Source organism: Agrococcus sp. AC640b, assembly GCF_979255995.1.
Window position 1 is genome coordinate 36,890 of the sequence record NZ_CEEDMM010000024.1, and the last position, 6,145, is coordinate 43,034.

The 6,145-nt window shown below is 71.5% G+C and carries 1 protein-coding gene; it reads right to left on the minus strand.

Annotation, left to right across the window (positions count from 1 at the left end; genetic code table 11):
- Positions 1-133 precede the first annotated feature (133 nt).
- A complete protein-coding gene (locus ACZ6H8_RS10890) occupies positions 134-6,064 on the minus strand; it encodes an Ig-like domain-containing protein (protein ID WP_464146846.1) in 5,931 nt (1,976 codons plus the stop codon).
- Between the last annotated feature and the right edge of the window lie 81 nt (positions 6,065-6,145).

Here is a 6,145-nt window from a genome sequence, read left to right on the forward strand (position 1 = left end):
ACGACTCCCCCGAACGCTCAGACCCACCGATCATGCCCTACGCGGGGCCCTCGCTGCTGGATGGAACCTGAGCCGCCCTCGGATCCGCGGCCGCCCTGCGGCAGCGACGCCGTCGGCCATGCCACCCACGCCGTCACGGCCAGGCGATGCCGCCGCCTTGGAAGTCACGGGTGTCGAGGTTCACGCCATTGCCGCTCAGCGTCATCCACGCGGTGCCGCCGTAGCCGGAGTAGCAGAGCCTGCCGCCGCTCGCGCGGTACTGCGTGCTGTCGTTCGCCGAGCCGACGGTGATCTGCAGCGCGCTGCCCTCGGGGTCGCCGGTGCCGGGCGCGAAGTTGCCGCTGCCGCCTGGGTTGCCCGAGTTGTGGCACGTGAACGTGTAGGTCCCGGGCGCGAGGTTCTGCCAGTTGAGCTGGTAGTACCTGCACGGCACACCACCAGCGCCCGTGCAGCCGTTGCCGCGCGCGTCGCCTCTGCTCAAGGTGATCGACGGGTTCGAGCGCGACGTCGCGCACGCCCGCGCGCTCTCGCCGCTCGACTGCCCCTCGACGTCGACGACGATCGCGACGATGCACGCCTCCTGCCCCGCAGGCACGGAGATCGTGCGGCTGCCGTTCGCGGCCGGCTGCACGCGGTTGCTCTGGCCGCCGAGCTGGTTCGTCCATTCCAGGTACGCGAGGGAGCGGCCGTTCGTGCCGTTCGTCGACCAGCCGAACGTCACCTCCCCCACGCCCGCCTGCGCGGTCACCGACGGACGCGGCGGCAGCCCGAATGGCGCGGCCTGGACCACGTTCGAGCGCGGGCTGTCGTAGCGGATGCCCTGCACGGTCGAGATCGCGCCGATCGAGATGTCGTACGGATTCTCGCGGTTCGCGAGCGGCAGCCGGTCGTCGCCCGGGATCAGACCCCGATCGGTGCCGCCCTGGAACCAGTGGTACTGGATCTCCGAGGCGTTCGCGCCGTTGCTCGCGCCCGGCGACCATGCGATCTCGGCGTAGCCGTCGCCGTTCGTGACGCTCGTGATCGTCGGCGCAGCCGGGGTCGTCGCATCGCGCACGCCGTTCGACGGCGCCGAGGCCTCAGACGGGCCGACGTCGTTCGTCGCCACGACCGTGAACGTGTAGGTCGATCCGGCCGAGCCCGGCAGCGCACCCGCGCCGAAGACCGCGCTCGTGGCCGTCGCGCCCGCCACGGTCTGCGCGAGACCGGCCTGCGGGGCGCCGTCGCGCACGGGCGTGACGGTGTAGCCCTGGATCGCCGCACCGTTCGACTGCGTCTCGTGCTGCGCCCACGTGACCTGGATCTGCACGGTGCCCGGGATCGACTGGTCGCGCACGGCGGCGACGTCCGTGACCTGGAAGGGCGGGCCCGCTGGCGTCTGGGTGGCGGAAGCCGGGCTGAAGTCGCTGGGCTCTGGGGCGTCGTTGTAGGCCTGCACGCGGAACGAGTAGGCGACGCCGTTCGTGAGCCCCTGCCACACGTGCGAGGTCGCGCCGCCCTCGATCGACACCGTCGGCGACCCGTTCGCAGGCGGCGGGCTGATCTCCAGCAGGTAGCTCGTGATGGCGGAGCCGCGGTTCGCCGGCGTCTCCCACGTGACCGTCAGCTGCGTGTCGCCGCGCTCGGCCCGCGGCGCCGCAGGCGGGTCGGGACGCACGTCGGGTCGCGCGTCCGACGACGCCGGAGACGGGTCGGAGTCACCGACCTCGTTCGTCGCCGTCACGGTGAACTGGTACGTCTGATCGTTCACGAGCCCCTGCAACGTGCACGTCGTCGACGCGCACGCCTGCGAGAACGACCCATCCGCGCTGCGCACCGTGTACGTCGAGATCTGCGCGCCGTTCGCGGCGGGCGCCGCCCACGCGAGCGTCACCGTCTGGTCGCCGACCGACAGCACGTTCGGTCGGATGGGGGCCTCGGGGCGTCCCTTCACGTTCAGCACGATCTGGCCCGTCTGCTGCCGCTGCTGCGTCTCGGTCGCGTCCTGCACCGTGTACCGCACGGTGAGCACGCCCGAGAAGTCGCTGCCGGGGGTCACGGTGACCGTCGCACCGTCGGTCGACGCCTCGCCGACCCCTCCGACGACCTGCGCCTCGACGACCCGCAGCGGTGCCTGCCCCTCGAATGGGTTCCAGTCGTTGGCGAGCACGTTGACGCCCGTCGCGATCCCCTGCACCGCCTCGCCGGAGTCGTCGCGCAGGATCGCCACCGGCTCGTTCGAGATCACGACGGTCGCGACGACCGTGCCCTGCGCGGTGTTGCCGTGCCGGTCGGTCGCCTCGACCGTGTACGAGACGGACGTCCCCAGGTTCGCGTCCACCGGTGCGGACAACGTGAGCACCTGGCCTGCGAGGCTCTGGTCGAGCTGGCCCGAGGCGCCGCCGACGACCTCGTAGTCCATCTCCTCGAGGTCGCCCGGGTCGGGGTCGCGTGTGGCGCTGGTGAGGTCGAAGTCGATCGACCCGTTCTGCGGCACCTGCAACGCGGCGCCGTCGAACGTCGGGGCGACGGCCGACGATGGGCGCACGAGCAATGCGATCGACAGCGTCGCGGTGTTCGCGTCCGGGTCGGACTCGTCGGTGCCGTCGGTGACCTCGAAGCTCAGCGTCGCAGGTCCCGTGTAGCCGGACTCCGACGTGTAGACGAGCGTGTCGACGTCGGTGACGAGCGGGTCGCCGTTCGCGTTCGTCGCGGACACCCGGTCGGCCGTCGTGATGCGCGGATCGTTCTGCGACACCTCCACGAGCTCCGAGAGCTCGAACTCCTCGGCGATGCCCGACTGCACCTCGTAGACCATGCTCGGGTCCGACAGGCGGGGGGCGGGGTCGCGCGCCACAGGGATGAAGACGAACGCCTCCGCGCTCTCGCCATCCGGGTCGGTCACGCGGTACGTGACCACCTGGAACTCCTCGTCGCTCGGCGTCACGCGGATGCCGTCCGCGGTGACGTCGGCGTCGCCCTGCAGCACCGCGACCTCGAGCGCGTCCGGGCTGCCGTCGGGGTCGAGGTCGTTGTCGAGCACCGGCACCGACAGCGGCTCGCCTGCCGCGACGTCGGCAGGAGGCACGACGTCGTCGACCGCGATCGGCGGCGCGAGCGGGGCGCCGTCGGCGACCGTCACGAGCACGACGCCCTGCGTCGACCCGCCGCGGCCGTCCGAGATGCGGTAGCGCAGCGAGAACTCGCCATCCTGGTCCGGGGCGACGAAGTCGACGGTGCTGCGATCCTCGTCGATCACGATGTCGCCGAGCGCCTCCGACGCGTCGGCGATGCCGTCGAGCTCGAGCGTCAGCAGATCGCCATCGGGATCGAAGTCGTTCGCGAGCACGGGGACCGCGACCTGACGGCCGGGCTGCACCGTGACCTCGTCGCGCTCTGCGAAGGGTGCCTGGTTGACGTCGGGTGGCGGTGCGATGCCGACGACGACCGCGGCGGTCGACTCCGCACCGAACCGATCGCGGACGCGGTACGTGAAGGTCGTCGACCCCGCGGATCCCTCGTGCGCCTCGTAGACGAAGAAGCCGTCGCCGGTCTCGGCGATGCGCCCCGCGTCGGGTGCCTCGTCGTAGCCGACGAGCTCGACGCCGTCGCCGTCGGGGTCGATGCCGTCGAGCGGGATCGGGATCGAGACGACGTTCCCCTCGACGACGCGTGCCGTGACCGTCTCGGCGATCGGCGGGTCGTTGCCCGCCTCGCGGCCGATGACCGTCACGTCGATCGGCGCCGTCGCGACGCCACCGAGCGCGTCGGTGATCTCGTAGACGAGGCGCACCGACGACGGGCCGCCGACCGGCACGAAGATGCGGACCCGATCGCCGTCGACGAACGCGCATCCCTCGGCGTCCTCGCCGACGACGTCGCACCCGCCGTCGCCCGATGCGAAGGTCGTCTCCACGAGCTCGTCCGACACGGAGAGCTCGATGTTGTCGGGGCTGAAGTCGTTGCCGAGCACGGGGATCGACACGAAGTCGCCCTCACGGACGGTCGCGGTGTCGGCGACGGCCGTCGGCGGCGTCGGCTGGTCGGGCGGTGGCACCGGGATGATGACGATCTGGCCCGTCTCGGTGAAGCGGCCGTTCGAGACGGTGTAGCTGATCGTCACCTCGCTCGTCAGGCCCTGCGTGTCGATGAGGCGCAGCACGCGACGCTCGAGCAGCTGCGCAGACACGGGTGCGCCGGTCGCCACGACCGACTGCACGACGAGGACGCCGCCTGAGGGGTCGACGTCGTTCGCGAGCAGGTCGACGAGCGTCTCGCCCAGCTGCGGCAGCAGCGCGATGTCGCGCACGGCGACGGGCCTGGCCTCATCGTCGGCCTCGCGCACGTCGACGCGGATCTGACCCGTCGGCGACGAGGCGCCCGCCGTCGCGAGGTACGGCACGTAGTAGGTGCCGACCGTGTCGCTCGACAGCGTCACGATGCCCGTCGCAGGGTCGAAGGAGCCGGCGACCGCGGGGGCCCGGTCGAACGAGACCTGCGCGAGCCGTGCGTCCTGCGTGCCGGGCACGTAGTCGTTCGCGAGCGGCTCGACCGACACCTCCTGACCGGGCGTCGTCGAGACGAAGTCGGCGTTCGCGATCATCGGCGCCGTGTTGCGCTCCATGACCGTCACGCGGATCGAGCCGGGAGCGGCGTCGCCTCGGCTGTCGACCACCGACATCTCGACCGTGGTCGGGCCGGGTGCGCCCGTGGCCGTGTAGAGGATGCGGCCGGCGGGCGACGCCTCGATCTGGTCGCCAGAGGGGCTCGTGGCCGACTGCAGGTAGAAGTCGTCGCCGTCGGGATCGAACCAGCCCTGCAGCCCCGGATACTCGAACCTCGCGGTCTGCTCGATCACGAACGACTGCTCGAACAGCGGCTCCGGCGGACTGTTCTCCTCCGGAGCACGCACCGTGACCGTGACGGTCGCGGTGTCGGTGCCGCCCTTGCCGTCTGCGACCTCGTACTGGAACGTGATCGTGCGATCCGAGAACGACTCCGGGATCTCGATCTGCAGCTGCGAGTCGTTCGCGATCGGCGACACCGTCACCCCCGACGGCAGATCGCTCACGACCCGAGCGGTCAGCACGTCGCCATCCTGATCCGAGTCGTTCGCCAGCACCGGCAGGATGCTCGCCCGCCCCGGCCGCGCACCCAGCTGATCGTCGGTCGCGACCGGATCGTGATTCTCGGCCGACGGCGGCGGCACCGTCTGCTGCAGGATGTCCTCGAGCGACTCGTCCTGCTCGTCCGACTCCGCATCGCTCTCCGGCGGGATGAGGTCGTCCCAGTTGTCGACCAGCACCACCTGGTCGGTCACGAGCCACGACTGCCCGGTCTCGAACTGGTTCAGCACCACCAGCCCGCGATTCACGCGGAACGTCGCAGCACCCTCGAGACCGTCGATCGGCTCCTCGGTGCTGCGCGAGGCGTCCTGGCACGAGCGCACGAACGTCGCCGACGACGGGAACGCCGCATACACGCAGCCGCCAAGCTGCACCGGCGCGACCGCATCCGCACCACCCGACCCGAACGACTCCTGCGCCATCTCGCCCACGCCCAACGGCTGCCGCAGCAGCAGATCGCCCGTCGCGAGCATCACGCTCGACGCGTCGTCGCCCACCTGCTGCAGCACCGCATCCTCGGGCACGTCCACCGTGCGCCCTGGCAGGAACAGCCGCTCGCCGGCGAGCGCCACCACCTGCTCGCCCACCATCGTCACCGACACGTCATCCGCCTCGCCGAGCCCCTCGCGCGCCTCGCGCACCGGCTCGGCGAAGCCGCCCTCGTCGCCGACCACGAAGCGCAGCACGGCGCCCTCGTCGGGTGCCGCGACGGCGACGCTGCCGTCGAGCCCCACCGTGAGCGCCGCCCCGTCACCGACCTCGGCGAGCGGCTCGAGCTGCTCGGCGTCGAACGCCCCCACCTCGGACACCGGCATCGCCCAGAGACGGCCATCCGACCAGAGGATGGCCGCCGTGCCGCCGCGCTGCTGCACCTGCGCATCGGGAGGCAGCGGCACGCTCGCGCCGAGGATCATCGACGCCGTGTCGACCTGGAGCAGGGCGCCGTCGCCGTCGCGCACGAAGACCGCATCGCCATCCTGCAGCACGTCGAACGACGTCGACCCCGACGGCAGGAAGAACCCACCATCGAGCTCCTGCGC